The organism is Nitrospirales bacterium, assembly GCA_031315865.1.
Classification (GTDB): domain Bacteria; phylum Nitrospirota; class Nitrospiria; order Nitrospirales; family UBA8639; genus JAGQKC01.
Map to the genome: position 1 here is coordinate 3,699,051 of JALDRJ010000002.1, position 25,480 is coordinate 3,724,530.

At 53.6% G+C, this 25,480-nt stretch carries 16 protein-coding genes; 10 read left to right on the forward strand and 6 right to left on the reverse strand.

Annotated elements, in window-relative coordinates; translation table 11 throughout:
• Nucleotides 1-282 precede the first annotated feature (282 nt).
• The 3 genes from MRJ96_16755 to MRJ96_16765 all read left to right on the forward strand — a co-directional run bounded on the left by MRJ96_16755 (nucleotide 283) and on the right by MRJ96_16765 (nucleotide 2,386).
• Entirely contained in the window at nucleotides 283-999 is a 717-nt protein-coding gene (locus tag MRJ96_16755) for a hypothetical protein (protein ID MDR4503095.1), read from the forward strand.
• A 331-nt stretch (nucleotides 1,000-1,330) separates the two neighbouring features.
• A complete protein-coding gene (locus MRJ96_16760; GenBank protein MDR4503096.1) occupies nucleotides 1,331-1,642 on the forward strand; it encodes a hypothetical protein in 312 nt (103 codons plus the stop codon).
• A gap of 204 nt (nucleotides 1,643-1,846) precedes the next feature.
• Entirely contained in the window at nucleotides 1,847-2,386 is a 540-nt protein-coding gene (locus MRJ96_16765; GenBank protein MDR4503097.1) for a hypothetical protein, read from the forward strand.
• 126 nt (nucleotides 2,387-2,512) lie between these two features.
• Here the strand turns inward: MRJ96_16765 and MRJ96_16770 are convergent, their stop codons facing one another.
• The 3 genes from MRJ96_16770 to MRJ96_16780 all read right to left on the reverse strand — a co-directional run bounded on the left by MRJ96_16770 (nucleotide 2,513) and on the right by MRJ96_16780 (nucleotide 5,530).
• Nucleotides 2,513-2,881: a hypothetical protein gene (locus MRJ96_16770; GenBank protein ID MDR4503098.1), complete on the reverse strand. Its 369-nt coding sequence runs from the start codon at nucleotides 2,879-2,881 to the stop codon at nucleotides 2,513-2,515.
• Nucleotides 2,882-3,387: 506 nt separating this feature from the next.
• A complete protein-coding gene (locus tag MRJ96_16775) occupies nucleotides 3,388-3,843 on the reverse strand; it encodes a response regulator (protein ID MDR4503099.1) in 456 nt (151 codons plus the stop codon).
• A 16-nt stretch (nucleotides 3,844-3,859) separates the two neighbouring features.
• A complete protein-coding gene (locus tag MRJ96_16780; protein ID MDR4503100.1) occupies nucleotides 3,860-5,530 on the reverse strand; it encodes an ATP-binding protein in 1,671 nt (556 codons plus the stop codon).
• A gap of 430 nt (nucleotides 5,531-5,960) precedes the next feature.
• Here MRJ96_16780 and MRJ96_16785 point away from each other — a divergent pair, with 430 nt between their 5' ends.
• Nucleotides 5,961-6,278: an RNA-binding protein gene (locus MRJ96_16785; protein ID MDR4503101.1), complete on the forward strand. Its 318-nt coding sequence runs from the start codon at nucleotides 5,961-5,963 to the stop codon at nucleotides 6,276-6,278.
• Nucleotides 6,279-6,284: 6 nt separating this feature from the next.
• Here MRJ96_16785 and MRJ96_16790 read toward each other — a convergent pair whose 3' ends face one another.
• From MRJ96_16790 to MRJ96_16800, 3 genes are all read right to left on the reverse strand, one after another.
• Complete coding sequence (locus MRJ96_16790) at nucleotides 6,285-8,633, reverse strand: DUF2791 family P-loop domain-containing protein (protein MDR4503102.1); 2,349 nt, start codon at nucleotides 8,631-8,633, stop codon at nucleotides 6,285-6,287.
• A gap of 86 nt (nucleotides 8,634-8,719) precedes the next feature.
• Nucleotides 8,720-11,008 (reverse strand): ATP-binding protein, encoded by a 2,289-nt coding sequence (locus tag MRJ96_16795; protein ID MDR4503103.1) that lies wholly within the window; start codon nucleotides 11,006-11,008, stop codon nucleotides 8,720-8,722.
• A 102-nt stretch (nucleotides 11,009-11,110) separates the two neighbouring features.
• Entirely contained in the window at nucleotides 11,111-11,986 is an 876-nt protein-coding gene (locus tag MRJ96_16800) for a hypothetical protein (GenBank protein MDR4503104.1), read from the reverse strand.
• A gap of 300 nt (nucleotides 11,987-12,286) precedes the next feature.
• Between MRJ96_16800 and MRJ96_16805 the strand changes: the two genes are divergently transcribed.
• From MRJ96_16805 to MRJ96_16830, 6 genes are all read left to right on the forward strand, one after another.
• Nucleotides 12,287-13,084: an SDR family oxidoreductase gene (locus MRJ96_16805; protein ID MDR4503105.1), complete on the forward strand. Its 798-nt coding sequence runs from the start codon at nucleotides 12,287-12,289 to the stop codon at nucleotides 13,082-13,084.
• Between the two features lie 171 nt (nucleotides 13,085-13,255).
• The gene (locus MRJ96_16810; GenBank protein ID MDR4503106.1) at nucleotides 13,256-14,761 is read left to right on the forward strand and encodes a TolC family protein; all 1,506 of its coding nucleotides are present in this window, start codon (nucleotides 13,256-13,258) and stop codon (nucleotides 14,759-14,761) included.
• A 14-nt stretch (nucleotides 14,762-14,775) separates the two neighbouring features.
• Entirely contained in the window at nucleotides 14,776-15,699 is a 924-nt protein-coding gene (locus tag MRJ96_16815) for an efflux RND transporter periplasmic adaptor subunit (protein ID MDR4503107.1), read from the forward strand.
• A gap of 14 nt (nucleotides 15,700-15,713) precedes the next feature.
• Nucleotides 15,714-17,186, forward strand: coding sequence for a biotin/lipoyl-binding protein (locus tag MRJ96_16820; protein MDR4503108.1), 1,473 nt, complete (start codon nucleotides 15,714-15,716; stop codon nucleotides 17,184-17,186).
• Nucleotides 17,187-17,254: 68 nt separating this feature from the next.
• Nucleotides 17,255-19,312: an HlyD family efflux transporter periplasmic adaptor subunit gene (locus MRJ96_16825; GenBank protein MDR4503109.1), complete on the forward strand. Its 2,058-nt coding sequence runs from the start codon at nucleotides 17,255-17,257 to the stop codon at nucleotides 19,310-19,312.
• Nucleotides 19,313-19,634: 322 nt separating this feature from the next.
• Nucleotides 19,635-25,451, forward strand: coding sequence for a DUF4347 domain-containing protein (locus tag MRJ96_16830; protein MDR4503110.1), 5,817 nt, complete (start codon nucleotides 19,635-19,637; stop codon nucleotides 25,449-25,451).
• The last annotated feature ends 29 nt before the right edge of the window (nucleotides 25,452-25,480 follow it).

Consider the following 25,480-nt stretch of genomic DNA (forward strand, 5'->3'; position numbering starts at 1 on the left):
CGCCACACAGGAGCACATCCAGCAGCAACTCCATACTAAGAACCGACACACACGGTACCGTGTATTTTGTTGGTGGTAATAAGATGACGCCGGCAGGGTCATGGAAGGCAGACATACTTCTTATCGAGCTGTCTAAAATTCGGGAGACACTTCTGATGGCCTGTATTATGCTTGACAATTGCGTAAATATGGCACACGCTAGAATGAATCAACCAGTTCCGGCTAGTCTTTAGGCAGCTCGCAGATTTTCAGACAGACGTCAAATATGGTATGACCTATTCGATGCGACTATTCATTTACCTGTTGCTCGTAACCTTCATGCTCACCGCATGTTCAACGCGCGTGATGTCCCCAGAAGAAACTGCCGAAATTTCATCGAAAACCTACCGGGCCGTCACGCCTCAGGCCATTTTATCGGCAGCTTCCGATCTGTTTTTTTTGGCCGACGATCAGGCTTTTCAAAGAACGCTGGAGCCAGATCAGCTCGTGGCTGTCCGCGAGCATAGTTTCAACATCGGCCTGAACCTCGTCCAGTCTCAAGATACCTGGAACATCTCCACGCATCCCGATACCGACGGAACAAAAGTCACTCTCGACGTGAAGAGTGAAGAGTCCTGGATAACAGGAAAAACGCAGGTCCAGAGGCCAAACGGACCGGCCGTGTACACGCAATTCTGGAACCGTCTGGATTACCTACTCGGTCAATCAACCAAGTGGATGTCTTGTGGGGATCTGAATCATGAATACCTGGAAGATCGGACTTGGGGAGACGTCTGGTGGCTCTGCAGTGACGTGCAGGACCGGCTACCCCCCGAACTCATGACAGGAATCTGGCAGAACGGCGGGAACAATGAACTGTCTCCGGAAGTTCAGCAGCGTTGCATGAATAAGGTATTAGATGGCCTCTACGGCATAGCGGACTCCCAACGCCAGCAGGATCTCTATCTTACCCTGTGTCTTGAAGAAGAAGGCTACAGACTCTTTGATGAACATTTTTGACCGAGGCGAAGTGACTGTGTGGAAAGGGCAATGAGCCTATCATCCTGAGCCCTTACCGATGTGGACTCTGAACAATGCCGTGTGTGCCAAGTACGAAATTCTATGCTATGATGTTACTGATTAATATGCATGCCTTTTCTACATTCAACGATCGTACTTCATCTTCCCCGCTTTTATCCCCTCACATGAACCGAAATCATTTCAGTCATCTGCATGAACCAATGACACGGTCGTCTTACTCGAGCATTACAGGATTCTGACTTACGTATACGTTTTGAACACGTGTCTCGTCTCCAGGCTCCAGATGCTCAAGAAAGGAGTATGGTCTGCCATGGACGGTTCGACAATGCCCTCTTCGACACGACGCGCTCACTGGATTCTCTCGCTTGGCCTGTGCGTAGTATTCGGGGTCATACTTGGCGCATGCTCCCGGTCTGCTTGGATGAAGCCGGATGGACGTGAAGTGTCGCCCAATGAACAATTGGCCTGTGCGGAGGAAATCCGGGAAGCCCCTGAAAACCGGACACTCAATCACGACGAGATCCAACCCAAGATAGACAATTGCATGAAAGCGAAAGGCTACCATCGAAGACCCTGGTGGCTCCTCAACGATCTTCACTGGAACATCACTCCCCCATCATAACGCCTGGAGAACGCCGAACATCTCAACTTCGCACCGCTCACCTCATCGACGCGAGCAGAGGTCAGACCCAGTCGCCCTCTTACCACGTATCAACCTCTCGTTCGCTTCAAGGGATCAGATTCTGATATCGTGAACCCCACAGATTTCAACAGCCCCTTTATCTATGCAGCCCCGTTGGGCCGTTACACTTGAGGAGCCCTCTTCATGCCGACTTACGATCGCCCTTATTTCATCAAGATGTGTTGCTTGACTCTACTTCTGCTGATACAACCCTCTCCCGCTTTTCCGGAAGTCATCGACGGATTTAGAGAACTCAAATTCGGCATGACAAAAGAGGAAGTGCAATCACTCGAACGTTGCTCCAGTCCCACGGAATGCCTCTATGAGCTCGCCGGGAAAAATCGTTACATCCATCTGTCCTACTATCCTGAACAGAACAGCCAAGCCAGGCCCACGCTCGCTCGGATTTCCATAGACATGGGACATTTCTCAAACGAATGGTATGCTAATCTTCAAAATATTCTTCAAAAGCAATATCAACTCACCCATGACCTGCGTGAAAGCGATATTGACGCGTTCGAGAAAGAACGTGTATCCGAACTGACATCGGGCTACGAAAACGGACAGGTACTCTTGCAGGTCGTCAGAAGAACGTTCGGAAACCTTATCCTGAAAGTCATCTATCAAAGCCCAGCGCTCGCAGCCGCTACTCTTCAACAGCTCGAAAATTCTTCCCACTCATGACTTGTCATCCAGGAAGGCTTTCCTCACCATCCTGGCTTCCGCCCCGGCTCTTTGCCAAGCACTGCCAACGTCACGCCCGAGTTCCCCGCATCGTGACATCGCTGCAAGTGCCTGCCACCATGGAGATCAACACGCCGTGGGCGGATGATCACTCTGCTCCATGTCCTCAAACGATCGACGGGCATACCGAAGGTCCACGACCGTCACCTGCCGGTCATGCTGCATCAGGCGCCTCCAACAACGCCGACAGAGATCATGGTCTTTCATGCTGACAGCCCGCCCGAGTTTACTGGAGTGGGGGTTGCGTCGCGGAGAAACCAAGACTTTGACTTCACTCCCGCATTCCGCACAACGCAGAAGACCGGGACTTTGAACCTTTGAAGGCTTTCCCGACCGGATGAACACGCTGCCTCGCTGCTTTTGGTGTTTCGATGCCCACCATTCCTCCGTGGTCATGCCATCTTCTTGAATGCCATGCGTAAATCTCCGTTTCATACATCCCCTCCCTCCAAAGCGCTATGAGCAAAAAATCATATACACATGCCGAAGGAGAAGTTGAGCAAAGGCCATGCCGAAGAGCAACACGCATGGCCCATGGATTCATTCGTTCTGATCTTGTCAAGCTTTTATATGCCTTGTAACGGAATCGGACCGGACCGTCCGATTGCCACAAGGACCTAGGGGACTCGAATCAACGGACAAGGTATGGCTATTTTTGACAGGCCGTCGAGCTAATGACACTACGATGGCAAGCACGATGAAGATCAAGGAGAAGAGAATTTCAACATATTTGGCTAAGGATGATCTCGATAAAACAGAAGAATGCATCCCGCCTCTATGACACCCATAGAGAGATGCCTCATGAATGAACAGCAACAAACCGTCCGCATTACTGCCGGCTTGTACGGGAAATAAACTCTGGAAATATGTAGTCCTCGTCCAAGGCACCCTCCAGAGAATGGCACGCAACCAGGACCGCTTGAGTAGGACAACCCTGCAGTCTACACCTTCTGCACTTCAGCCGCCGACTCATTCAAAATGAGCCAGTAGAGGCCAAGCTGCTGGACAGCCTTCGTGAATTCTTGGAAATCTACGGGTTTCCTCACGTAACTATTCGCACCCAATTGATAACTTTTGACGACATCATGCTCTTCTTTGGAGGAAGTCAACACCACAACAGGAAGAAATTTCGTTCGATCATCGGCACGCAATCGTCGCAACACCTCGAGCCCATCAATCTTCGGCAGCTTGAGGTCGAGCAAGATGATTTGCGGCATCTGGCTCAGGTCACGACCGGCATAGGCGCCAGTCCCGAAGAGATATTCCAAAGCCTGCACGCCATCACGTGCCACGACGACTTCATTCATGATGTTATTTTTCGCGAGCGCTCGCATCGTCAACTCTTCATCATCAGGATGATCTTCGACCAATAGAATCACTTGTTCCTTTGAACTCATGGCCCACCTCCTTTTCTCACAACGTAAAATAAAATGTGGCTCCAGCTCCCACCATGCCTTCGGCCCAAATTTGTCCACCGTGACGTTGAATTATTCGCTGCACGGTCGCCAACCCCACGCCCACGCCAGGGTACTCGCTAAACGCGTGCAATCGTTGGAAAGCTCCGAATAATTTGTGAACATAGGTCATGTCAAAACCCGCCCCATTATCTCGGACGAAAAATGCCGACCGATCCCTGTACTGCGTGATCCCCATTTCAATCGTGGCATCCGACGTATGGGCCGTAAACTTCCAGGCATTGCCCAACAAATTTTCCAGCACCACACGGAGGAGGTTCGGGTCGGCTGTGGTCTTCATTCCTTCCTCCACTCGCCACGCGACGTCATGATCCGGGTCCACCCGATTGAGTTCTCCGATGATCTGCTGCGCTAACGCGCTCAAATCCACCGGCTGCACGTGCAATTCCGCACGCGTCAGACGGGCGAGATGAAGCATGGCGTCGATCAACTTCGACATGCGCTGACTCGCTGAACGGACTCTCTCCAAGAATCCTTTCCCGGCGTTGTCAAGTTTGTCTCCATAATCTTCAAGAACAGCCTGACTGAACCCGTCTATGCCTCGTAACGGCGCGCGCAAATCGTGAGAGACTGAATAGCTAAAGGCCTCGAGTTCTTTATTGCTGGCCTCCAACTGAGCCTTTTGTTCCAGCAAATCCGCATTGAGTTTTCGAACGCCCTCTTCAGCCAGTTTGCGCTCCTTCACTTCCTTGACAAGTTCGGCGTTGGCCTCGGCCAATTTTGCGGTCCGCTCATGGACGCGTTGCTCCAAATGGTCTCTTACTTCGCGTAGCGCGCGCTCCGCTAATTGACGCTCTCGAATTTCCTGCTCCAATTGTTCATTCGTTCTTTGAAGGTCCAGCGTCCGCTGTTGCACGCGAACTTCTAGTTCATCTGAGGTTCGACGGAGCTTTGACACGACCAGTCCCACGCCCCCTAGCCAGAGCAACGCCAGAAGGCTCATGAGTCCATACGTACTCCGCATATTCACGCCAGTAAGCGTCTCCAGACTCCGGAGCGGATAGAGAATTTCCAACACACCGCGAACCTGCCCTGTTTCCCAGTCATGTTTGGGGCTTTCGGGATGGGAATTGTGACAATCCACACATTCCGGCCGCAGCACGTCGGCGGTGGCATAGCGAAGAGTGGGTTGGCCGTCTACCTCTTGAAACCGCAGGAAGACATCGCCAGGATGTTCCGATAGATAGTTCCAAGCCTCGGATTCAAATGAATCATGTACGCCTCCTGACGGCCCACGCCAGGGAAACGGATGAGGACTGTAGAGTCGAGTCTGTTCACCCGGACGTTGCACACCCATCCGCTCGCCGAGTTTTGCGCTTAACGTCGCCGGAAGAGGAATGGCGCCTGGCTGGTTTTCATACTCATGCGTCACGACAACCCCATTGGCTCTCACCCGCTCCACGACTTCACTTGTGTAGAGATTGCGCATTTCCATCAGGGCTCGGGTATAGACATCAGCGCTCGTCACGGCCACCGTCTTGACCATTTGGGTCTTTAAATGGGTGATATGGATCAGCATGACGACCAGACAAATCCCGAACAAGATCGAGATGATTAAAATGGTTCGCTCATGGAGTTGTTGCAATATGCTGGAGAAAATCTTTGACATCGGTGAACTCGTCATACCAGCTGGAACCGCAGTCAAGAACGATGCGAATGCCCATATGAATCAAACATGGCACCTTCTGCGCATGGCTTCGATAGTGTTATCGGTTTTCCCGCTCGAGAAATGAAGAAAAAACATGAATCCGATCGTGTCGAATGGGCCTGATTCATGTCACTTGTGTTCAAATAGAGAGACCCAGGCCCTCGTAACCGGCTTCCCCCATAGGACAGAATTTCTGCCTTTTTCCGCTTCAAATCCCATTCAGGTTCTGGCTGGCGCGAGGGCGGCGGCTTGACCTAAGTTTCCAGCGAAAAGTTGACCCGATACGAACTCAATGATACCCTTTTGCGCTACAGTCGAGTGGAGAAAGTGCCCCTCGTCGTGTTCCTGATGCGTCACTCAATGAGAAGAGCCGATCTAAGAGGAGGATGAGATGAGCGCAAAACTGTACGTCGGAAACCTGCCGTTTTCGACGACCGATCAAGAATTACAAGAAGTCTTCGCGACTCATGGAGCCGTGATATCAGCGACCGTGATCATGGATCGATTTTCAGGACGTTCACGTGGTTTTGGGTTTGTGGAGATGAGTTCTCCGGATGAAGCCCAACAGGCCATTTCGGCCTTACATGAGTCTGAACTTGACGGACGTCCACTCATCGTGAATATCGCCAAACCTCGCGAGACGCGACCTCCGTTTCGTCCAGAATCGCGTGGAGAGGAGGCATCTGGAAGCACTCACGCGGAAGGCTAAACAGCTCTACTCATGATTCAAGTGAGCGACCGCTTGGTTCTGCATCGCCACTGCCAGGAGGGGATCTTCCTCTGACTCTTCTTGTCCGGCGGCCGGGTCGTCTTCCAGTACGGCATCGAGTTCTACATCTTCTGAGTAATCCTGCAAGACCGTCGTGACCTCAATGTGCACATTCGCCCCGGGTGTCAATCGTTTGAGATCCCATTCGGTGATCCACCCTCTGACGTATTCTCGCATGCGCGTACTGGATAATTGGTCGACCGAGGTCACGGCTGACGGCTCCCACCCATACGCCGAACCATGAAGCGCCCGTACTTTCTCATACGTGTCCTCCACGAGTTTTCCATACGGTAAATTGAGCAGCATACGATCCTGGTCAATCACATGAATGCCCGCTTCGGCTTCCTTAGCCATTTTCATGATGGAATCGGCTTCAGGCTGTGCGAGACTCACAGAAACCTTCTCACGATCGCCCTTTTCGTCCAACACCACGGCCTGAAAGTCATCTGTTAACGCGACAACAGACCCCAAGCCTGGAAATTGGCAATTTTCGAGCGCACCCATCCAACGCGCTAACTCCGCATACGACTTGACTCGCTGCTTGTATGAATAGCGGGCCATAATTTCCGCTTCGTCGATCAGCAGGACCCAACCCGCGTAGCCAGCCGCTACGATCAACCGCGAAACAAAACGGAAGCGCTGCAGGGACAATTCTTGTGCCGTGATTTTTTCGAATGAGTATGGAATATCCGGTGCGCATCCTTTCAGGAATTTCTTTAATTCTCCGTTGCTGAGCGGATCTCCAGACCAAAAACGGATCATACGATGGCTCAGCTCCGGATCATTGACCATCTGTTCATACAGGTACAGGCTCGCGGCAAGCCGGGCATCGACTTCTCCATTTTCCCGGCGCTGGGCCCATCCATAAAATTCCGAATATTGCGGACTTTGAAAATTCAGTTCGCTGGCAATTTCAGTCAACGCGTGACCTCGTTTGTGCGGAACGAGGGCGGAATCAACCGCCGCCCGAAAGAGCGTCGCGACATTATGAAATGGCGTTTCCTTGCTGATCACGATGGGACTGCACACGACATTGTGCTCAAGGGCCATGTGCTGCAAAGACTCTAACAAGTGAGATTTTCCGGAACCGAAGCCACCGGCAATCAGCAACCCCTTCGCCATCGTGTTGGTCTCCACTCGTGGGGCGAGTTCCTGGAGAAGACCTTGAAACTTCCCTTCAATCTCCGGCTGATGGCTTCCCAGAGCTTGAACCACATCACGGTTGGGCACGCCAGATCGAAGCGATTCGATGACCCGTTGATGAGAGACGTTCCCGGCCACCTCAGCGCTGTTGAATTCCGAACCTGTCTCTTCCGCCACACCTTGTGGAACAATTCCTATCGGTGCGTTTCCCAGACGAATAAGTGCCCCCAACGGATTTTGATACGTCCGATCACGGACTTCATCCCAGATTCGTAACTTCAGCGCTTCATACCGGCTCAATCCACGACGCGCATCGGTCAGGAATTCACCTGGAGCCATCACGATCAACAGCAGTCCTTCGATTTCGTCCGTGCCGTCGATGAACTGACGCAGCACTTCGTACACATCCATCGAGGCGGCCGGACTATAATAGAACCCCTCTGGCTGTGGAGGACGCTTGGCGACGACATACCGGTCTATGTTGATCGTTAAGACCAGCCCATGTTTTCCGGCCAGCCGCACCCAGTGCGAGAGTGACGCGAACATGTGCCTGGCATTGTGCCGTACGATTTTTTGGAATATGAGGGCCTCTTTCAAAGCGGACAGTTGACGTAATTCCCCTCGCAACCACTCGTTGACGGCTTGAGTCATGAATGGACTGCCTTCTCCAGAATCGAGCTGCGCAAGACAGAGGCGAATCATGGCCATCTTGAATTCCTGACACAAGGCCGGATCTTGAAAGATCGCCCGTTCCAGCCAACTATTGAGATCACGCCGCAACAACGGTTCCGCACGATCATTCAGCTTCGCTACGTCGGCCAGGTTGAATTGTGACCGGTCCTCAGGCATCTGATATCCGTTTTCCTGAAGAAGTCGTGCGACGAATTGATACGCGAGTGAATCCCAATCGATGAGCCGTGCGACTTGATGGAAGAGACGGTCAGCCATATGGACTTTGGTCTCACTCGACTCGACATGGACGGAACAGAACCCTTCTTCCCGCGCCATGGTATCCAACTGCGGATGGAGTAATTCACTGGCAGGGGTGTTTTCAGCGATGACGAATTTGACGGCTGATCCACCCCGCTTCACGAATCGTTTGAGGTATTCCTGCCGAACCGTGCTTAACCAATCTTGCGGATGTAATTCCATGCCTCTAGATCCTTCATCGTGATAGAGTTTTTTTCATGACTCTCTTCTGTCGTCCTTTCCCATGCTTACGCTAGCTGTGTGCTGGGTCAGGAATGCGATTCGGCCAGAACCGGCTGGGCCACTTCGTCTGGACTCGCTTCCAAATCCGCATCCTCGGTGTAATCCTGCCGCACTTCCGTCAATTCAATTTCGACGGTTTCCCCCGGGGCCAGTCTCTTCAGATCCCATTCCGTAATCCACCCTTTGACGTATTCCCGCATTCTCGTGCTCGATAATCGTTCAATCGTCGGGACTTGAGGGGGATTCCATCCATAAGCCTGCGCATGGACGGACCAAATCTTCTGATAAATTTCCTCGATCCGTTTATCGTGGGGGCCCACGAGAGGAATACGTTCACATTCGATCAACTGCATTCCCTGTTCGGCTTGACGTGATAACACCAAATCAGCTTCTGAGCCCGTGTCCCGCAACTTTGCCGGCACCATTTCCCGATCACCTTTTTCATCCAAGATCGCACTTTGAAAATCGTCAGTCAGCGCCAACACAGAGGCCAAACCTGATTTGTACCCGATATCAGCAAAGCTCGACGCCTCTAAACGTCCCATCCATCGGGCTAATTCAGCATACGATTGCGCGCGCTGCTTGAAGGAGTAGCGTCCGATGATTTCGGCTTCGTCAATCAGCAAAATCCAGCCGGAATAGCCGGCAGCCACCATCAGACGGGAAACGAACTTCAAACGTTGCAGGGCCATTTCGGCCGAGGTCAATTTGTCAAAGCGGTACGTCATGCCCGAGTCGCAGGCTTTCACGTATCGCTTGATTTCCCCATCACTGAGCGGGTCGCCAGCCCAGAATCGAAGTATGCGATGACTCAGTTCAGGATCATTGATCATGCGTTCATACAAAAGAAGCGTTGCGGCAAACCTAGCGTCAATCTCGCCTCCCTGTCGGTTGACCCATTCGGAAAACTGTGCAAATCGCGGACTTTGAAATTGCAAGCCGCGCGTCACTTCCATGAGCGCTTCCCCACGTCTCTGAGGGATCACCGCCGACTCGATCGCAGCCCGAAACATCAAGGCGGGATTATACAGAGGAGTTTCCTTGCTGATGACGACCCGGCTCGTGACGAAGTTTTGCTCCAAGGCCATCTGTTGTAGTGATTCCAAGAGATGTGATTTCCCAGTCCCAAATCCTCCCTCCACGAGCATGCCCTTCGTGGTCCATCCCTTTTCCACACTCCCTTGAGCATCATGGAGTAACTGTTGAAATTTTGATTGGACTATGGGTTGAGGACACCCCAGGGTTTTGACCACTTCGGCATTTGGAACTCCCGATCGCAATGATTCGATCACTCGTTGCGCCTGAGCATTGCCCCCTTCTGACATGCGACGATACGAGCCCACCTCACCAGACGATGAAGACGCATTCGAAAGTCTGATCATCGGAGCAAGAGGATTCTGCCGGTACTTATCTCGCACATCGTCCAGTATGCGGAGTTTTAATGCTTCATACCGGTTCAGACCCAATCGTTGGTTCGTTAAAAATTCAAAGGGCGCGATGACCACCATCAATAAGCCTTCAATTTCATCCGTTCCATCGATAAATTGCCGCAACATCTCATAGGCGTCGAGGACCGCCGCAGGACTATAGGACAACCCCGCTCTCTCCTTCTTGACCGACCGAGACTGTACGAATGCGGAAATATCGAGAGAAACGACAAGCCCTCGATCGCCGATTACACGAATCCAATGCGTGAGAGAGGCGAACAAGAAACGGGCATTGTTTCGTGAAACCTTTTGGAATATCAGGGCTTCTTTGAGCTTTGACAGGTACCGCAGCTCCCCGCATAACCAGGCTTTAATGGATGTCGCGAGTGTGGACGTCTCCCCTGGTGGCTCAAGCCGTGCCAGACAGAGCTGCATCATGGCGAGGCGAAATTCAAGACTCATGTGATAATCATGGAACAACGCCTGTTCCAGCCATCCGGTCAGATCACGTTTTAAATCGGCTTCTTCTCGACCATTGAGGGTCGCAAGAAAGGTCCAATGACAGTCACTGGGAGTTTCTGGAGTCTGACAGTGGTTCTGCGCGAGCAACCGTTTCAGGAACCGGTAGGCCAACGCGTCCCAATCGATTTGCCGGGCGATCTCCTGAAAGAGCAAATCGATCAATTGCACTTTCGTCGAACGGGCGTCAGCGTTCACCACGACATAGTCTTCGTGCTGGGCCATCACGCGGAGCTGAGCGGAAAACTGCGAGAGATCGGTGCCTTCAGTCCCTACTGCGAACTTCACGACCGATCCTCCATCCCGAACATACTGTTGGAGGTACTCTTTTTGAAGGATCGTTAACCATTCATGTGGTGACATTGCCATCGTCAGACCTTCTAAGATGTTCGTATCGATTCACGATCGGACCGCAGGAACGAAAGGTAATACAGTCTCACCGTTCTTTCCTCACCCCAACGCTTCACTGCCTTATCCTGTCTTCACGAACGAGAGACCATAGTAGGTCTTCTCTCTCCCTCCCTGGGCGATCACCGTCAGGGTTCGATTCGCATCCCGGACGCCGGTACTGGCATGAAAATTTGCCCGATGCCCTTTCTTGGTCACGACGGTCCCGCTCTTATCCAATAGATACACATCACGACCAAATTCCTGTCGTGTGTACTCCGTCGCTTGCCAGGGCAACAGGGTTAAAAGTTGATACAGTTCGAGAAGAGGGATGACCGTTCCCGTGCCGATCAAATGCTTCCCTCGTCCGGCGACTACGATCGAATAGGCGGAGAACAACATTTCCAGGAAGGTCTGTGTTTTCAACCGTGGCGGCTTGTTCTGGACCTCTTTTAATTTCTTGACTAAGACGGATGGGCGGAGGCGGCTCTCCTTTGTACGATCAATGGCGACGGCTCGCTCCTTATGAAGAATCTGCAGCAACACGGGATAGGAAAAGAGATATCCATCATGTTCATAGATATTCACGCCCATTTGCTGAGCCGCAGACAGTAATTCCTCTCGATACCCTTTCCCCGATAAGTACCGTCCTTCATCGAAAAAATTCCAATTCTCTTGCGCCTTGCCAAAGTCACATCCAAGTGTCAGCGTCGCTTGCCTCGCTTCCTCCAACAACCGACGAAGTTTCACCAAATCTCCGACTTTGGCGGCATCCCGTAACTTTTTGTATGAGGTCGCGACGAGGCCGGCCGTTTTGACGAGCATCGCGGATTGCTCTTCCATGTCCGCAAGAGCCTGTTCAAGATTGAGTTCCTTCTTCGGGACATCCGGAGTACAATGATGGGCAGGCAATTCGGCCACGCAACTGGCAGATCCGACGCTGGATTGCTGTTCACTCATACACGTCCATCCCTCGTGCTATGCAGGAAAATATAGACTGGCTCACGTCGCGAACGATCGGTCAACCCGACATCCGTGAAAAAGCGACGTTCATCACACTATCGACTGCTGGACACGCTGTTGGTTTCTGGGGCTCATCGGTTTTTTTACATATTTCCTTAAAAGGCGCTCAATAAAACCCAAGAACATGACAGGCTGGCGAGTAATGGGCCAAGACGCATGGCGGCATCATTCCTCGAAAGACACAGAATGCGTGATGAGGTGACGAATCATGTGCAGTGACGATCATGAAGGACGGATATGAACCAGCCCCACTCGACACTTGGACAGGCCGTCATCACAGGAGCCTCAAGAGGCATCGGCGCAGAGTATGCCAGAGCCCTCGCCGGCGAAGGGTATTCCCTGCTCCTCGTGGCCAGGAATCAAGCTCGTTTAGAGCAGGTGGCCGGTGAAATTTCAGACGCGCATGCTATCGAGGTGAGAACGGCATGCATAGACTTGACGAACGACACTGCCTCTGACGAACTCTTCGAGACCGCGCAACGATCGCCTCTGCCCGTCGACCTGCTGATCAACAACGCGGGATTCGGGATGTTTGGGGCGTTTGTCCAGACACCCGTCGCTCAGGTCCAAGCCATGCTTCGATTGCACATCAATACCATCGTCGAAAGCACCCATCGTTTTTTACCCTCCATGATCGCGCGACGGAAGGGTACTATTATCAATGTCGCATCAGTGGCGGGATTTCTCCCAATCCCCTACATGGCTGAGTATGCCGCGACCAAGGCCTTTCTGATTTCATTTTCCGAAGCTCTGGCGGAGGAAGTCCGCGCATCCGGCGTGACGATTCAAGCCTGTTGCCCCGGCTCCACTCAAACCGACTTTCACCGAACAGCCGGACATCAACCCAAGAACCCCCTCGGCTCTCAAACCGTCCAGGAAGTCGTCAAAGCCTCCTTGAACGGTCTCAAGAAACGTCATGCTCGCGTCACGGTAGGCTGGCAAGGCAGGGCTATTGATTTCCTGACTCATTATATGCCCCGCTCTCTCCTCGTCCGCATGGCCGGCAATCGGGCCAAACCCACCTCCCAAGATTGAAGTCCCTGTATCGCGTATACCCGCGCCGGACGCTCTCACTGACGGCACAAAACTTAACTAAACGCTCACAAAAACCGACAATGCTCATGAAGTGTCAAAAATTAGTCCATCAGGACCGACAGGGGATGATGTTTTTCATGGACGACTCCTAAATGTCCGGGCTCGTGGAGTATGTGGAACCTGATCAACAGACTAACAGCCTTATCTCTTATCGTACTTTTGATTGTACAAGCCGGGTGTGTCGTGACGCCGGAACGGTTAACCGAATCTGATATCCAGGCTCGCATCACTCATGACTTGCAATATGTCACGAAAGATCAAGACCCCGTTACCGACCCCATCGACATTTTCGAAGCGATGGCTCGAGCGCTGGCCTACAACCTCGAGACGAAAGTGGAAGTCATGAAGACAATGCTCGCGCATCAACAACTCGACCTGTCTCACTATGACCTGCTCCCACAACTCGTCCTCAACAGTGGCTATGACGGCCGCAGTAACTACAGCGGAGCCACCAGCCGATCATTGTTAAGCGGACAAACCTCACTCGAACCGTCCACGTCGTCCCAGAAAAATGTTTTCACGACGGATTTAAGTCTCAGCTGGGATGTCCTCGATTTCGGCCTGTCCTACGTTCGCGCCAAACAGGCTGCGAATAATGTGCTGATCGCCGAAGAGGAACGGCGACGCGTGGCCAATCGGGTCATGCAACACGTCCGAACGACCTTCTGGCGAACAGTCAGTGCCAACCGCATGCTCGGACGGCTGGCCCTCCTCGAGGACTGGGTCACCAAGGCTTTGGACGAACTCGAGCAAGCTCAGCAACGTCGACTGGAACCCCCCCTGGCTTCCTTGCAATATCAACGAGAATTGCTCTCGACGAAAAACGAAATTCAAAAGCTGTATCACGCGCTGTCGGTGTCTCGATTTGAACTGGCTGAACTCATGAACCTGACGCCGGGTCAGACCTACGAGCTGACGCTTGCATCACGTGAAGATCCCATTCCCACGCTCGCGCTGTCGGTGAAAGAACTGGAGCATCGCGCACTCGTACATCGGCCGGAACTTCGGACAATCGACTATCGAAAACGAATCAATGCTGAAGAAACCAAGGCCGCTCTCTTGGATATGTTACCGAACCTTAATCTTCAGTTCGGACCGAATTACAGCAGCAATAGTTTTCTGTTCAATAACCACTGGCTGTCCTACGGAGCCAAAATCAGCTGGAACCTGCTGAACGTGTTTCGAACTCCCAAACAATTCACGATCATCGAGCTTCAGGATCAGATCCTGCACACTCAAAGTCTTGCCCTGACGATGACGGTCATGAGTCAGGTGCACGTCAGCTTGGCTCAACTCACAGCGGCCAAAACCGCCCTTCACTCAGCACGAGCCTACTTTGACACTCAAGAACATATCGAAGAACTCGTTCAGCATTCGTGGAACGCCAGACGGCAGGGTCAACGCACGATCATTCGTGAACGACTAAACGGCATCCTCGCTGAGCTCCGTCACGAAGCCGCACGAGCGGAATATGAAACGGCCTACGCGAATCTCCTCGCGGCAATCGGGGAAGAACTCCTGCCAGAACGGATAGAGGGCCGGAAGATCTCCGAGATCGCCAATGCCTTACGGAATCAATGGGATGGCTTAAAAACATCCAATCAGGAAACGGCCTAGTCAAATTCAGCAACATGAAATCCATTATCCTACGAAGAGCGAGAACACTGGGGATGGCGACCGTGGCCATCTCATGTTTGCTCAGTCTCTCCGTCTCCGTACAAGCCAAAATCAAACCAAAATCATCACCGGCACGCGCTGAACTGAATAGTATTCGCGGCATCATCACGCCTGCAGCGGAAGCGGTATTATCCAGTGAAATACAAGGACGCATTCAATATCTCCCGCTACGGGATGGGCAACGATTCAAGAAAAACCAGGTACTCGTCTCCTTTGAGTGCTCCAAACTCGAAGCGAATCTGGCCAGTGCCAAAGCCGAACACGAAGCCAACGTCAAAACATTGAAAAACGGGCAGCAACTATCCACGCTGCATGCGATCGGTGGACTGGAAATCGAGATCAGCCTCGCGGAGGTTAAAAAGTCTCAAGCTGCAGTGGATATTGCACAAACCGACGTGAACAACTGTGTGATCAGAGCTCCCTTCTCTGGGCGAGTCGTCAAAACGCTGGTCAATCAGTATGAGAGCGTCAATCCCTACGATCAGTTGTTGAGCATCCTGGATGATAGTCGGTATGAGATTGAACTGATTCTCCCGTCAACCGCCTTACAATGGGTTGGAAAGGACAAGCCATTTGATTTTACCGTGGATGAGACCGGAAAGACTCACAAAGCCACAGTCGCCATACTAGGTGCGAGCATCGATCCGGTCAGCCAGACTTTCCGAATAACAGGACATTTCCTCGAAACGCCACAGGATATTCTCTCGGGAATGAGCGGCAGCGCACATTTCCCTGACCAACCAATCCCCACCACAGAATCCAATACCCAAGCCAAAGCCCAGACTAAAACCCTGTCCCAAACAAAGGCGCACAACGCCAAAAAGAACGTATCGGGTCCGGCCGACTTGTCGCTCAAGCCCACGCGGAAACGACGATGACGACATAGGGTAGCATGAGGAACGAAGAACATCGGCCGACGGCTCACTTAGGTACTACGACAGAGCTCCTTGAACCGACAGAAAACGCACCGCCTCTTTCCGCAAAAGCTGACACGGCGGCCCCACCGCCTACTTCAACATCAGGCCTCGCATCTCTGGAATTCCAAGCCCTGTTCACGTTACTCCAGCTTGAGCCCCAGGCTCGCATGGCCCAGAGCATCAAAGAACTCCATTTCCTGGCGGTGAACGAAACGCGGCGACTGCTTCCGTACCGACAGGCGTTCCTGTTCAAAGCCGGCGCCAACCTCAAAAGTCGCTGTCAGCTTGAAACCGCTTCCAGTGTGCCGGCCATTCGGCGAGACGCGCCACTCACTCTGTGGCTGGAGCAGACGCTTCATGCCCTTCGCCAGAAAGAAGGTGTGCCAGAAAAACAACTATTTTCCGCGGATGAATGTCCACCGGACCTTAAAAACGGATGGAAAGAATTTTCCTTTCCTCATGTCTTGTGGTGTCCATTCATCCTTCCCGACAAGACATTCCTAGGCGGCCTATGGCTGGCCAAAGACACGCCCTGGCAAGACAGTGAGGCCACCATCGCCCAACGGCTGTGCGACACCTACGCTCACGCATGGGGAGCCATGGCCCGACGGAAGCGCATATCGCTCACACAGAGAACATCTCGAAAATGGCTATGGCTCGCCCTGTTCACCGGCCTGATTGCAATGGCCATCCCTGTCCGTCTGTCAACATTGGCCCCAGTCGAAATCGTCGCTCGGGAACCGGCGATCGTCAGCGCGCCCATGGATGGAATGATCGCGGAAATCCTCGTCCCTCCAAATACGCGAGTGGGGAAGGGACAAGTCATTTTTCAGTATGACGACACCGATTTACGCAGTCAGTATGAAGTCTCGGAACACAATCTCACCAAAGCCATCGCGGAATACCGCAAGGTCACACAACAGGCATTCGCAGCCGCGGAGAGCGATGCGCAAGTTCCGTTACTCAGAGCCGAAGTGCAGTTGCAGGAGACCGAACGTGATTACGCCTTGGAACGTCTGGAACACGTCGCCGTCAAAGCCACCCAAACTGGGTTGCTTCTATACTCCGATCAATCGGACTGGGTAGGCCGTCCAATCAAGACCGGAGAGCGGATCATGGAAATCGCCGACCCTGAAAAGATCGAATTAAAGATCGACGTCCCGGTCAACGACGCGATTGCGCTGCAGGATCGCGCAGCCATCGAAATATTCTTAGACGCAAAGCCACTGGACACCTACCCAGCGACGCTTATCCGCGCCAGCTATCAAGCCGTTGAGCTTCCCGAACACATCCTCGCATACCGCGTCATCGCGAAATTTCACCATAGGCCCTCCGACGTGCGGATCGGTTGGCGGGGCACGGCAAAAATCTACGGTGACCAAACCACCGTCTTCTTCCTGGTCTTCCGGCGACCACTCTCAGCGATCAGGCAATACCTTGGCTGGTGATGAGTCAGGTCAACACCAGGCACTCCCCTCTCCCTCCGTTACGCGACGACTTGCACGTGATCAAGAGCATGCCGACGTTGCAGGGAGAACCAACCTGGACCATCGTTGACCCCGTTCGCAATGCCTATCTTCAGATCGGATACGGGGCCTATCAATTATTGACGCGATGGAATGCAGGAACGGTCGAGCAGCTCGTGGACAGGATCTCCTTGGAAACGTCCTGCACCATCACCAAGAAAGACGTCGAAGAATTCCTTAAATTTCTATACGCGAATCACTTGACGCAAGCCCCTATGACAGGGAGCAGTGCAACCTTTGCGGCACAGGCCGAGGCTAGGCAACAATCCTGGCTTATAGCGCTGCTCCATCAGTATCTCTTCTTCAAAATCCCGGTAATCCAACCGGATCGTTTACTGAAAATCACACTCCCCTACGTGGCTCCTCTGATGACGCCAGTCACGGCAGCCTTTGTCGCCGTTCTCGGAATTCTTGGCGTCTTCCTCGTCAGCCGTCAATGGGACGGCTTTATTCATTCCTTCCTTCATCTGTTCTCGTTAGAAGGAGTAATCGCCTTCGGGATCGCACTCTGCGGGGTCAAAGTCCTGCATGAATGCGCGCATGCGTTCACCGCCACCAAGTATGGATGCCGGGTGCACACGATGGGAATCGCATTCCTCGTCATGTTCCCTCTCTTGTATACGGACACGACAGACGCTTGGCGCCTCGCGTCCCGCCGAGAGCGGATCCTCATCGCGGCCTCGGGGATGATCGCGGAAGTCGCATTGGCGATGTGCGCGACATTCCTCTGGAACTTTCTGCCTGACGGAATTTTCCGCAGCATTGTCTTCGTGATCGCCACGACAAGCTGGGTCATGTCGCTCACGATTAACCTGAATCCCCTGTTACGATTCGATGGATACTATGTCCTTTCGGATTTTCTCGGCATTCCCAACCTTCAACAGCGGGCGTTCGCATTCGGTCGCTGGAAACTCCGGGATGTGCTCTTCGGCCTGAACGTACCCCCTCCAGAACACACGACACCACTGCTGCGCAAGGGGCTTATCGCCTACGCCTGGAGTACATGGCTGTTCAGATTTGTTCTCCTGACGGGCATCGCCGTCCTGGTCTACCACTTTTTCTTCAAGCTTCTCGGCGTCATCTTATTCACGGTCGAAATAGTCTGGTTCATCGTGATGCCCGTTTGCCGCGAAATCAAAGAATGGTGGAAATTCAGAGATCATATCGTGAAAACCCCTCGGGCATGGATCTCAGGAACCATTCTGGCACTCATAGTCTTGACGGCCTGCATGCCCTGGCATACGCGTGTAACCATTCCAGCTATCCTTCAAGCCGAAGACCACACCGTGATTTTCTCCCCCGCAGCTGCGCAACTGCTCGAAAGCAAGATTGACAACGGGCAGCACGTTGAACAGGGAGAAATCCTGATCCGGTTAACCTCTCCGTCGATCGAGCATGATCTCCGGCAGGCTCATGTCCGCGTGAATGCCCTGAAACGTCAGATACAGACAATCACCAGCGACCCGGACCTGTTGGCCAATACCCACGTCCTCATCGAAACACTCGGCACCGAACTCTCGACGCTTCGCGGACTGCAGGAAATGAAAGACAATCTCCTGTTGAAAGCCCCGTTTTCCGGGGTCATCGTCGACGTTCAACAGTCTTTGCATCCCAAACGTTGGATCAATGAACAACTTCCCCTCACGCGAATCTTCAGACCGCAGACCCAAAAACTTGTGGCACTCACATCCCAGACAGAACTGTCAAGATTACAAATCGGACAACACGCGACGTTCATTCCGGATGATCTCATGCAACCGGCGATTCAAGCCCGCATTTCAGATATCCGCCATGTCGATGAGGAAACGCTCGTCATTCCGTACCTGGCCTCCGTCTTTGGGGGAAATATCCCCGTGCGAGAAAATGGAAAAGGAGAACTCATTCCGAAATCCGGGGTGTATCGAGTCACCCTCACGCCGCTCGAGCATCTGCCTCCAAGCAAGCAGGTAATCAAAGGCCTTATTCACGTGCAGGGCGCTCCACAGAGTCTGGCCATCCAATTCCGAGATTTTGTGGTTTCAGTCCTGGTACGGGAAATGGGATTTTAGTCTACCGCTCTAGCACACCCACCACACCGTTCGTTTTCTTTTCTGAGAACTGTTCCGTCACCGCCACCAACTTCCCTGAAACACAACAAACATGAAGCAACCAACATGGCCTCACAGAGCGTTGGTTCATAGGAAAAATGGGAAGTCAGCCATAGGACTTTTTCTGATATTCATCAATAGATCGCAAAAAGTGGATATTTTGAGCGTCGTGGCCGATGTAGAGACTAGGGAAAATACAGCTAGAGGCCTGAATCCACACTATTTCCATGAGGCGGAGGCCTGGCATAGCCAGATAGCTCGTTTGTCTATTTTTGGATCACGCATGAAATCATCACATTCCTCAACCTCCAGTCCAAATCGCTTCATGCAAGCATTGCTGGCCTTGGAACCACGTCTCCTGTTTGATGGCGCAGCACTCGTCACTGCCGACACGATCGTCAACGACCAAGACGTTCAGGACCAGGCCGAGGCGTCTGAGCCCAAAGAATCCGGAGAGCATGAGGGAGGACATCACCCGGCATCTGATCCGCTACTCGAGTCCTTAATCGCCTTACCAGCCAGGACCGATCGACAAGAAATCGTCTTCATCGATACCCGCGTGAATGATTACCAAACGCTCATCAAAAATATTGATCCGAATGCCGAAATCGTGCTTTTGGATCCGACACTCGATGGGATCTGGCAAATCACGGACGCACTACGCGATCGAGAGGGCGTCGATGCACTCCATATCGTGTCGCATGGTGAACAGGCTCACCTACAAGTAGGAACCAGTTCCTTAACCATCGACTCCATGAATGGGAACTATCACGAGGCCCTCGCGACCATCGGCCAGGCTCTATCGGAGGAGGCCGATTTACTCATCTATGGCTGTAGTTTTGGCGAAGGTGAAGTAGGTCAGGCCGCCGCTGTCAGATTAGCCGAACTGACCGGAGCGGATATCGCTGCCTCTAACGACCTCACCGGAAACGCAGAACTCGGCGGTGACTGGGACCTGGAAATTTCAACCGGCACGATTGAAACGACCGCAGTCATCGGTGAAGCCAGTCAAGCCGTATGGGAAGGCCTCCTTGCCACCTATACCGTGACGAACACGAATGATTCAGGAGCTGGTTCGTTCCGGCAAGCTATTCTGGATGCCAATGCCAATGTGGGGACTGACACCATCGGGTTCAATATTGCAGGCGCTGGTCCACATACCATCACGCCCACCTCGGTACTGCCCAACATCACCGACACCGTCATCATTGACGGAACGACAGAGCCGGACTTTGTGAGCACACCAGTCATCGAATTGGATGGCAGTAGCGCAGGAGCCGTCGCTGGTCTGACCTTCGCCTCGGGCAGCGATGGCAGCACGATCCAAGGATTGGTGATTAACCAATTTGAGGGGGCTGGGCTTGATCTCTCCAGCGACAATAATACGGTCCAAGGAAACTACATCGGCCTAGACGTGACCGGCACGGCGGATTTAGGAAATGGCTTTGCCGGCATCCTCATCCAGAATGCCGCCACTGGCAACACCATCGGGGGAACAGACGCCGCCGCACGTAACGTGATCTCAGGGAACACCAATGGCATCGTCATCCGGCATACCGGCACCTCGTCCAACACCATAGCCGGGAACTATATTGGCACAGATTTCAACGGTGACGCGGATGTAGGGAATACCTTCGACGGCGTCTTAATCCAAAATGGGGCCACGGGCAACACTATCGGAGGCACCACAGCGGCACATCGCAATATCCTGTCTGGAAACGATCGGGCAGGAATTCAGATCACTGGTGAAACGACGGACGGCCACACCGTACAAAACAACTATGTCGGTGTGGCAGCGGATGGCACGACAGCTCTCGGAAATGCGAACTCTGGCATCTATATCGGCTTCGGCAGTGACGATAACATCATCGGCGGCATTGGGATGGGCAATGTAATCGGCGCCAGCGGGTTTGTCGGGCTGGAGCTAGACGGGGCAAGCTCCGGGCATATCATTCAAGGCAACTATATCGGGACTGATGCCACTGGCACGGTGAATCTCGGCAACCAGGAAAATGGCGTGCTGTTTGAAAACGGCGCATCCTCCAATCTCCTGGGCGGCGAAAACGCCGGGGAAAGCAATACCATCGCATTCAATGGCCAGGGTGGCAGCTTTACGGCTGGCATCGACGTATCGGATACCACTTCCATCGGGAATGCCTTACTAGGCAATGTCCTCTACTCAAATGTCGGGATAGGCATTGATCTGAATAGTGGACCGCTTGGAGTCACACCCAATGACGCCGATGACGGGGACACTGGTGGCAATAATTTACAGAATTATCCGGTGCTCACGACCGTGAGTCTTAAAACCGCGAGTCAGGTTGTCATTGCGGGAACGTTCAATACGGACCTCTTGAGCCAAAATTACCGGATTGAGTTTTTTGCCAACACGACGGCTGATGGAAGCGGCCATGGCGAAGCCGAACGGTATCTTGGGTATACGACCGTGACAACCGATGGAGCAGGGAACGCCTCCTTCAACATCACGCTGTCGGCCTCTGTCGTCGCTGGTGAATCGGTGACGGCCACGGCTACCGTGGACCTTGGCGGCGGAAGCTATGGTGACACGTCGGAATTGGCGCTCAACATGACCGCAACGAACAATGCCCCCGTGTTGACCCCGGCCAGCCCCACCCTCACATCCATTACGGAGGACGATACCAATAACAGCGGCGATTTGATTTCGGCCATCGTTACGACTGATATTACTGACGCCGACAGCGGGGCCGTCGAAGGCATCGCTATTACCAGCGTGAATGCCAGTAACGGCACCTGGCAATACAACACCGGCTCCGGCTGGACTGACGTCGGCACGGTCAGCAATGCCTCTGCGTTGTTGTTGCGCAGCACCGACTCCTTGCGCTTCGTACCCGATGGCCAAAACGCCGATGCCGCTTCGGTGACCTATCGCGCCTGGGATCAAACCAGCGGCGCCGCCGGCAGTAAAGTCGATGTCTCCACCAACGGCGGCACCACCGCCTATAGCAGTGCCACCGATACCGCCTCGCTCACCGTCACCGCCGTCAATGATGCCCCCGTGTTGACCCCGGCCAGCCCCACCCTCACATCCATTACGGAGGACGATACCAATAACAGCGGCGATTTGATTTCGGCCATCGTTACGACTGATATTACTGACGCCGACAGCGGGGCCGTCGAAGGCATCGCTATTACCAGCGTGAATGCCAGTAACGGCACCTGGCAATACAACACCGGCTCCGGCTGGACTGACGTCGGCACGGTCAGCAATGCCTCTGCGTTGTTGTTGCGCAGCACCGACTCCTTGCGCTTCGTACCCGATGGCCAAAACGCCGATGCCGCTTCGGTGACCTATCGCGCCTGGGATCAAACCAGCGGCGCCGCCGGCAGTAAAGTCGATGTCTCCACCAACGGCGGCACCACCGCCTATAGCAGTGCCACCGATACCGCCTCGCTCACCGTCACCGCCGTCAATGATGCCCCCGTGTTGACCCCGGCCAGCCCCACCCTCACATCCATTACGGAGGACGATACCAATAACAGCGGCGATTTGATTTCGGCCATCGTTACGACTGATATTACTGACGCCGACAGCGGGGCCGTCGAAGGCATCGCTATTACCAGCGTGAATGCCAGTAACGGCACCTGGCAATACAACACCGGCTCCGGCTGGACTGACGTCGGCACGGTCAGCAATGCCTCTGCGTTGTTGTTGCGCAGCACCGACTCCTTGCGCTTCGTACCCGATGGCCAAAACGCCGATGCCGCTTCGGTGACCTATCGCGCCTGGGATCAAACCAGCGGCGCCGCCGGCAGTAAAGTCGATGTCTCCACCAACGGCGGCACCACCGCCTATAGCAGTGCCACCGATACCGCCTCGCTCACCGTCACCGCCGTCAATGATGCCCCCGTGTTGACCCCGGCCAGCCCCACCCTCACATCCATTACGGAGGACGATACCAATAACAGCGGCGATTTGATTTCGGCCATCGTTACGACTGATATTACTGACGCCGACAGCGGGGCCGTCGAAGGCATCGCTATTACCAGCGTGAATGCCAGTAACGGCACCTGGCAATACAACACCGGCTCCGGCTGGACTGACGTCGGCACGGTCAGCAATGCCTCTGCGTTGTTGTTGCGCAGCACCGACTCCTTGCGCTTCGTACCCGATGGCCAAAACGCCGATGCCGCTTCGGTGACCTATCGCGCCTGGGATCAAACCAGCGGCGCCGCCGGCAGTAAAGTCGATGTCTCCACCAACGGCGGCACCACCGCCTATAGCAGTGCCACCGATACCGCCTCGCTCACCGTCACCGCCGTCAATGATGCCCCCGTGTTGACCCCGGCCAGCCCCACCCTCACATCCATTACGGAGGACGATACCAATAACAGCGGCGATTTGATTTCGGCCATCGTTACGACTGATATTACTGACGCCGACAGCGGGGCCGTCGAAGGCATCGCTATTACCAGCGTGAATGCCAGTAACGGCACCTGGCAATACAACACCGGCTCCGGCTGGACTGACGTCGGCACGGTCAGCAATGCCTCTGCGTTGTTGTTGCGCAGCACCGACTCCTTGCGCTTCGTACCCGATGGCCAAAACGCCGATGCCGCTTCGGTGACCTATCGCGCCTGGGATCAAACCAGCGGCGCCGCCGGCAGTAAAGTCGATGTCTCCACCAACGGCGGCACCACCGCCTATAGCAGTGCCACCGATACCGCCTCGCTCACCGTCACCGCCGTCAATGATGCCCCAACGATTACCAGTGATGGCGGTGGAACCACCGCGAATGTCAATATGGTTGAAGGGAACACAGCCGTCACGACCGTCACGGCCAGCGATGTTGATGTCCCAGTCGACGCACTGACCTACAGCTTGGTCGGTGGAGCGGACCAAGGCCTGTTTAACATCGACGCCAATAGTGGAGCATTGGCCTTCAACACTGCGCCGGCCTTTGCGATTCCAGCAGATGTGGACATGAACAACATCTACGTCGTTCAAGTCCAGGTCAGTGACGGAAACGGCGGCACCAACATTCAAACGATCAACGCCACCGTGACCGCGGCGAATACGTCTCCAACAATCACGAGTAACGGAGGCGGGCCGACAGCCGGCATAAATATAATCGAGGGACTCACAGGCATTACGACCGTGACCGCTACAGACAATGATACAGGAGATATTCTGACCTATGGACTGGTGGGGGGGGCCGACGCCAGTCGTTTCAGCATCAATAGCAGTACCGGAGTCCTGACATTCAACACGGCGCCTGATTTCGAAAATCCTGTTGATGCCAATCGGGATAATGTGTACGAAGTCCAGATTCAAGTCAGCGATGGAAACGGCGGATTTGATTCTCAAACCTTGAATGTGACCGTAACCAATATCGTGGAGGCCCCCGCTCCTATTCTCGACCCATTCCCTTCCCCTGAACCGTCAACGGATCCCACCCCGGAAACAGATTCTGCCTCCGTCTCTGAAGAACGTACGGAAGACACCGACGAGGCAACGACTGCCCCTGCCGGAGACCAGAATCCGGGAACACCAAATCCTGTCGCACCAGCCTTCCTGGAAGAGCGGGATCAAACGAACGATCGGTTCAATCGTCACTCGGCTTCGCATTCTCACCCTGCTCACCCCCCTCAACAGCAGTTAGATGTAATGCATGTTTTGAGACCTACCGACTTTCTTCCCACGAACATATGGAATTCAGACAACATGTCGTCCGCCCCAATGCGATCACTGGATATTGGAGGAATCGCCCCTACTGTTCCGATGGATCTCCATCTCCAGCTCGACGCTCTGGCTCAACAGTTACAAAGCACGCTCCACCATACAAATGACCAATCCGACCTCGCATCCGGTCTGGCCAGCGGCGCTGGCATGACACTCTCGGCCGGGTATATCGCCTGGTTTTTACGAGGCTCTTCCTTTTTGACGAGTCTCTTGGCCTCTGTCCCCGCTTGGGGAAACTTCGACCCGCTGCCTGTTTTGTCGGGCGGCTATACCGCGCGCAAGATTCACGAACAGCAAAACCAATCTCAAGCCGACAAAGAAAACCAAGAATTTCAAGGCATTGGTGAGATTTTTCAAGACGTAAAAAAAGACCCGTAATCCTCCCATCATTCGGACTCTGATCTAGT

Bases quoted from the DNA above. Each gene is read 5' to 3' on its own strand.
- MRJ96_16755 (MDR4503095.1), top strand. From the start codon at position 283: ATGCGACTATTCATTTACCTGTTGCTCGTAACCTTCATGCTCACCGCA.
- MRJ96_16760 (MDR4503096.1), top strand. From the start codon at position 1,331: ATGGACGGTTCGACAATGCCCTCTTCGACACGACGCGCTCACTGGATT.
- MRJ96_16765 (MDR4503097.1), top strand. From the start codon at position 1,847: ATGCCGACTTACGATCGCCCTTATTTCATCAAGATGTGTTGCTTGACT.
- MRJ96_16770 (MDR4503098.1), bottom strand. From the start codon at position 2,881: ATGAAACGGAGATTTACGCATGGCATTCAAGAAGATGGCATGACCACG.
- MRJ96_16775 (MDR4503099.1), bottom strand. From the start codon at position 3,843: ATGAGTTCAAAGGAACAAGTGATTCTATTGGTCGAAGATCATCCTGAT.
- MRJ96_16780 (MDR4503100.1), bottom strand. From the start codon at position 5,530: ATGTCAAAGATTTTCTCCAGCATATTGCAACAACTCCATGAGCGAACC.
- MRJ96_16785 (MDR4503101.1), top strand. From the start codon at position 5,961: ATGAGCGCAAAACTGTACGTCGGAAACCTGCCGTTTTCGACGACCGAT.
- MRJ96_16790 (MDR4503102.1), bottom strand. From the start codon at position 8,633: ATGGAATTACATCCGCAAGATTGGTTAAGCACGGTTCGGCAGGAATAC.
- MRJ96_16795 (MDR4503103.1), bottom strand. From the start codon at position 11,008: ATGGCAATGTCACCACATGAATGGTTAACGATCCTTCAAAAAGAGTAC.
- MRJ96_16800 (MDR4503104.1), bottom strand. From the start codon at position 11,986: ATGAGTGAACAGCAATCCAGCGTCGGATCTGCCAGTTGCGTGGCCGAA.
- MRJ96_16805 (MDR4503105.1), top strand. From the start codon at position 12,287: ATGAACCAGCCCCACTCGACACTTGGACAGGCCGTCATCACAGGAGCC.
- MRJ96_16810 (MDR4503106.1), top strand. From the start codon at position 13,256: ATGTGGAACCTGATCAACAGACTAACAGCCTTATCTCTTATCGTACTT.
- MRJ96_16815 (MDR4503107.1), top strand. From the start codon at position 14,776: ATGAAATCCATTATCCTACGAAGAGCGAGAACACTGGGGATGGCGACC.
- MRJ96_16820 (MDR4503108.1), top strand. From the start codon at position 15,714: ATGAGGAACGAAGAACATCGGCCGACGGCTCACTTAGGTACTACGACA.
- MRJ96_16825 (MDR4503109.1), top strand. From the start codon at position 17,255: ATGCCGACGTTGCAGGGAGAACCAACCTGGACCATCGTTGACCCCGTT.
- MRJ96_16830 (MDR4503110.1), top strand. From the start codon at position 19,635: ATGAAATCATCACATTCCTCAACCTCCAGTCCAAATCGCTTCATGCAA.